This is a genomic window from Paraburkholderia sp. (genome assembly GCF_035656215.1).
Lineage (GTDB): Bacteria > Pseudomonadota > Gammaproteobacteria > Burkholderiales > Burkholderiaceae > Paraburkholderia.
Window position 1 is genome coordinate 1 of record NZ_DASRSY010000311.1, and the last position, 5,156, is coordinate 5,156.

Annotated in this window: 3 protein-coding genes and 1 pseudogene; all 4 read left to right on the forward strand. The window is 61.1% G+C overall.

The features are described from left to right. Positions 1 to 294: 294 nt before the first annotated feature. Positions 295 to 1,251 carry a DUF4148 domain-containing protein gene (locus tag VFE81_RS17650; protein WP_325045827.1) on the forward strand — a complete coding sequence of 319 codons (957 nt, stop codon included), beginning with the start codon at positions 295 to 297 and terminating at the stop codon, positions 1,249 to 1,251. A 258-nt stretch (positions 1,252 to 1,509) separates the two neighbouring features. After that, on the forward strand, positions 1,510 to 2,664 hold the full coding sequence (locus VFE81_RS17655; protein ID WP_325045828.1) for an epoxide hydrolase: 1,155 nt from the start codon (positions 1,510 to 1,512) through the stop codon (positions 2,662 to 2,664). Positions 2,665 to 3,111: 447 nt separating this feature from the next. After that, a complete protein-coding gene (locus tag VFE81_RS17660; RefSeq protein WP_325045829.1) occupies positions 3,112 to 4,467 on the forward strand; it encodes a sigma-54 dependent transcriptional regulator in 1,356 nt (451 codons plus the stop codon). Positions 4,468 to 4,847: 380 nt separating this feature from the next. Continuing rightward, positions 4,848 to 5,156: pseudogene (locus VFE81_RS17665) on the forward strand (hypothetical protein); the annotation flags it as partial.

Here is a 5,156-nt window from a genome sequence, read left to right on the forward strand (position 1 = left end):
TGTGCGACCACCTTGCACTGCTTCGCAGTTCCAATAATCGTCGTAGGAAAGGCTGGCCAGTAAGCTGGCTTTTTCGGACAACACTCCCTGCGCGAGCGGACGAATCGAAGTTTGGAGACTATAAATAGCAGGTAGCACGCATCCAGCTTGCGCTCATCCTCGTAGGTGACTGTGTCGGCCCGAACTCGCGGTCGTTGCGGTGGCATCGATTGATTCGCTGCGAACCCTCTGATGAATTCGGGCACGTTTGAAATATCGCAAACGCGCATGTTCACGATTTGAGAGGGAGACATCATGGTTAGCGAACCCAGGAAGATAGTTCTCACGAGCTTTTTTGTCGGTGCGGTGGCGATTGCTGCTTATATTTCGCAGTCGAACAAAAGCTGGTTGTCGGCGGACGAACTCGGCCTGGAGCGCGACAATGCATCGACTCACTCCACCCGCGGCGACACGATGACCGGCTCGGTGAGTTCCGGACCGGTCGTCGCACGCAGCGATTCAGCTACGGCCATTGCAGGAGACCTCCAGGCGGCGCGCAACAGTCTGCAGCGCAACGATCTGGTCTCCGCACAAGCGCAACTGGACGCGGCACGTTCGGCGCACTGGAACGACGATCAGGTGCTCGCACTGCAAAGAGAAGTGGCGGAGCGCGCGGAGCAGGCACAGCACGTGCCGGTCGCTACGCATGTGGAAGGGCCGGCGCGGCAAGGGGGGAAATCGGCGCGATTGTCGTCGCTGTCGTCAGGGAAAACAGCCCGCTCTCATGAACGCGCCGCCGTGACACGCGAACACTCGAGCCGTGCATCTTCCAGTGACGCGAAGACCCAGCATGCGCGTGAAACCGTAGTAGCCGCTGTTGGCACGGGTAGCACTTCAAGCGGGACAGCGCTTGGCGGCGGCGCGCCTGTTGTTGCGAGCGCCGCATCTTCTGGTCCGGCTGCGCTGAAGGTGGTCCCGAATGGAGCCAGTGCGCCTGCTGAATCACAGCCGGCACAGCAGACACCGCCGATATCGGCGCCGCCAGACCGGCAGGCCGACTTGACCGCGCAAGCTGTGCCAGCGCAATCGCTACCTCAACTCGCGCCCTCCGCCGGCACGGTATTGAAATCGGAGGGCGGACCAAAAACACGCGCACAGGTGCGCGCGGAAATCGCACGCGCCCGCGCCGATGGCAGTCTTCCCGCATTCGGCAATCCGGACCCGGCCGGACCTGGCGGCGCACCGAGCCTGACACGCGCGCATCGTCTTTGAAGACGCGCAAGGGTGCCGCTCGGGACATAGGTAACGGGCGTATCGGGACATGGGTGACACGTCTGGGGATGTTTTTCCGAATGGTCTTCGGGGCGCACAACGTGAAATTCGCTCTTTGTGTACCATGCAGATTGCTTCATGCGCTCCGTGCCCGCCTTGTGCCCGCTGCGTGACTTCGCTTCCCGCTGAATTGCCGTGACCAGCGCTGTCGAATCCGAAGCGCCTGTTGTCCCCACGCTTTGTGCCGGATGAACTGACATGCAGATAGAGCCGTTTCAGATTGCTGTGCCGGATGCTGACCTAGACGATCTTCGCCTGCGCATTCGCGCGACACGTTGGGCACCCGCGACACCTTCGCCAGCCTGGCAGCAAGGCATCGATTCCGCCTGGCTGCGCGAACTCGCGCAGTACTGGGCCGAACATTTCGATTGGCGCGAAGCCGAGCGCCGGTTGAATCTGCAACCGCAATTTCTTGCCGAGGTCGAGGGGCAGCGCGTGCACTTGGTGCATCGGCGCGGTGTCGGCCCGGTGTCTTATCCGCTCGTGGTCACGCATGGCTGGCCGGGATCGTTTTTCGAGTTCCATGCACTCCTCGACCGGCTATGCGACCCGGCTGCGTTCGGCTGCGATCCGGCCGATGCGTTCGACGTCGTCGTTCCATCGCTGCCCGGCTTCGCATTCTCGCAGGCCCCGATAGAACCCGGCACGTCCGCGTTTCAGGTGGCGGACTTGTGGGCTTCGCTGATGCGCGGCCTCGGTTATGAGCGTTTCGGTGCCCAAGGCGGAGATCTGGGCGCAGGCGTTTCGATCGCGCTCGCGGCGCGGCACCACCAGGTTGTCGACGGCATTCATCTCAACTTCTTGCCGAGCTCATACGAGCCAGCAAGCGGCGCGGCGCAGACACCGCTCACGTCTGCAGAAGAAACCTATCTGCGGGAGAAGAATGAATGGGCCGCGCTCGAAGGCGGCTACGCCCACATGCACGCTACGAAGCCACAGACCGTGGCGGCGTCGCTAAACGATTCGCCGATGGGGCTCGCTGCATGGATCGGCGAGAAGTTTCGCGCATGGAGCGATTGCGACGGCGATATCGAGCGCGTGTTCTCGAAAGACGAATTGCTCACCAATATTTCGCTCTACTGGCACACGCAGAGTATCGGTCCGGCAATGCAGATGTATTGGGAAAACCGGCTGCAGCCGATGCGCTTCGCCGAGGGACAACGCGTCGTACCGCCTGTGGGATTTGCTCGTTTTCCCAAGGAGATCAATCATCCACCGCGCACGTGGCTCGAACGAACCTTCGACGTCGTGCAATGGACCGACATGCCGAGCGGTGGCCATTTCGCTGCGATGGAGAAGCCGGATCTGCTCGCTGCCGAGATTCGCAAGTTTTTCAGAAAGTTGAGGCGCTAGACGCGTCGACCCGACCGACTGTGCAGCCGCACGCCGCATGGTTCAATATCGACGCCGATACGCCTCGCGCTTCGAATTTATGCCTACTGCATCGCAGAATTCAACGTACGCAACAGCCTGACCGGCTCAGCGATCAATGTGTCTGGACAGTATGGCTGGCGCTATTGCAAACTTGATCATCAAATATGGTCAGCGTGCCTCGCAGCGGCTGCGCAGCCGCGTATGATCGACGGTCGTTATCGCACCCGGTTTCTCGCCAGCCTACGTTGACAGCGCCGTCGACTCGCCGGAATCGGTGCACCATGAATGGCAGCTCCCCGTACGCGTCTGATTCGCGAGGACAGACATCCGCGTGCATGGGGTAATAAGAACAACGCAGCAACGAGGGCCCTGAATGCAATACGCCTCAGGGAAGGCTCTGCGAAACAATAAAAAACAATGCAAAAAATGAAGGCCATAACGCGGCGTGTTATCTACTTCACGCGCGATCCTGCGCCCGAGCTAATGGCGAGCTTCAAGGAACGCGACTGGGAGGTTGAAGTCATCGGTTCGGTTCATGACGTGCGGCAAGCCGTGCATGACGGCTCGCTGGCGGCCGGACTGGTCGATTTTTCGAGCGTGTTCGACTCTCGCGACATCGCCGCGCTGGAAGCCTGCCTTGCGATGCCGAACATCGGATGGGTGGCGATAACCGCGGCGCCGGAGCTCGATGACGCCGCGGTACGCAGGCTGGTGCGCGACTACTGCTTCGATTACGTGACGCTCCCCGCCGCGAACGCCAGGATTGTCGATACGGTAGGCCATGCCTGCGGCATGATCTCGCTCGGCGAGCCCGTATTCGTCGATACGTCCACGGCCGAAGGCGAGATGATTGGCACGTGCGATGCAATGCTCGCGTTATTCCGCTCGATCCGCAAAGTCGCGGCAAATGACGCGCCCGTCTTCGTCTCCGGCGAATCCGGTACGGGCAAGGAGCTGACAGCGGCGGCGATTCACGCGCACTCGCCGCGTCATAAGCAGCCGTTCGTCGCCATCAACTGTGGTGCGATTCCGCCGCATCTGTTGCAGTCAGAATTGTTCGGCTATGAGCGCGGCGCTTTCACGGGTGCGAATCAACGCAGAATAGGGCGCGTCGAAGCCGCTCACGGCGGTACTGTGTTTCTCGACGAAATCGGCGATTTGCCGTTCGAGAGCCAATCGGGCCTGCTGCGTTTCCTGCAGGAAAACACCATCGACCGCCTGGGCGGCACCGGTTCGATCGACGTCGACGTGCGCATCATCTCTGCTACTCACGTCGATATGGAGGCCGCGATCGAAAACGGGCGCTTCCGTTCGGACCTGTACCACCGCTTGTGCGTGTTGCGAATCGACGAGCCGCCGCTGCGCGCGCGCGGCAAGGACATTGAACTGCTCGCGCTTTATACCTTGGACCGCTACAGGAAAGATGCGAGCCGCAGGCTGTACGGATTTTCTCCCGATGCGATCGCAGCGCTGCATCAGTACAACTGGCCCGGCAACGTGCGCGAACTGATCAATCGGGTGCGTCGCGCGATTGTGATGTCGGAGGGACGCACGATTACCGCGGACGATCTCGAACTGTCGGGTTACGTCGCGATCACGCCCGTGACGCTTGCACAGGCACGCGAGACAGCGGAGCGGCAGGCGATCGAACTCGCGCTGCTGCGCCATCGCGGGCGGCCGGGCGACGCGGCGCGAGAGCTCAGCATTTCACGCGCGACGCTGTACCGTTTGCTCAACACGCACGGCATGCGATACGGCGAAGACAGCGCTGCCGAAAGTTGATGCGAAAATCGTGCGCGGCGCTCAGGTAACTTGTTCACTCAAATGTTAAAAAGCCCGTTATTGTCGCGTACTTTCGACCGGCCGAACGCGGATTGACGGCGCCGGCGTTGTGTCTCGCTGACTTTTGGCGGAAAGGCAACGCAAGGACGTGAAACGATAGGTCATACCTGATCTCTGCGCCCCGGTTCATCCGACTCCATCGCCGCAGATCAGCTCACCCGGCTCGAGCGTGACGCCATGAAGGCGCGAGCCGCGGCACGACGGCTGCGCATCTTGCGCGGCTTCTGGCTTGCCCCACAAATGACATGTGGATCGATCCGCGAACGATAACGGTAGCGCTGGAAAAAGCGAACCGTCTCTCACGTCTGGTGAGGAGCAACGTGAATCTTTTTCCTTGCACGCTGGTTTATGTGGATGTCGATGCGAGCCCGGGTCCCAACGCGACGAATCGCGATCCGCTGTCGTATGTGAGTCAGGCGATCTGCCTGAACAACAGCTTGCGGCAGGTCGGCATGCCGAGGTTGACCATCGTGACCAACGCGCCGGCGCTGGTCGCGCAACGGCTCGACAGCATCGAGGCGGCGCACCGGCCCGCGCTGGTGACGTTGAATGCGACGATCGAGTTGCCGAAGAACACGCCGTTCTACGCCGCGCATTTCAAGCTGGATCTGATGGACCAGATGGCCGAT

Coding starts and splice junctions, on each gene's coding strand:
- VFE81_RS17650 (WP_325045827.1), top strand. CDS start 295: ATGGTTAGCGAACCCAGGAAGATAGTTCTCACGAGCTTTTTTGTCGGT.
- VFE81_RS17655 (WP_325045828.1), top strand. CDS start 1,510: ATGCAGATAGAGCCGTTTCAGATTGCTGTGCCGGATGCTGACCTAGAC.
- VFE81_RS17660 (WP_325045829.1), top strand. CDS start 3,112: ATGAAGGCCATAACGCGGCGTGTTATCTACTTCACGCGCGATCCTGCG.